Below are 202 nucleotides of genomic sequence, written 5' to 3'. Positions count from 1 at the left end.
GCTGTGCCGTTGATGCTGGTGATGCTTAATGTATCCCCATCTGTATCGGTATCTAAGCTTAACGGGGTCAGGGTTACGGTGCCTTCTTCGGCTACGGTATAGTTGTCGTCAACGGCTACCGGTGCATCGTTTACTGGGGTTACCGTGATCAATTCATTGGCGGTAGCCGTAGTCGTTCCGTCTGTAATTACATAAGGAATAC

The 202-nt window shown here is 49.5% G+C and carries 1 protein-coding gene; it reads right to left on the bottom strand.

Annotation, left to right across the window (positions count from 1 at the left end):
- The coding region (locus tag DMB65_RS22320) for an Ig-like domain-containing protein (RefSeq protein ID WP_165835027.1) at positions 1-202 on the bottom strand (202 nt) is incomplete at both ends.

This window comes from Flavobacterium cheongpyeongense, from assembly GCF_003202435.1.
Classification (GTDB): Bacteria; Bacteroidota; Bacteroidia; order Flavobacteriales; family Flavobacteriaceae; genus Flavobacterium; species Flavobacterium cheongpyeongense.
The sequence above is the reverse complement of the archived record's forward strand: the minus strand, read 5'-3'. Positions and strand labels throughout refer to the sequence as shown.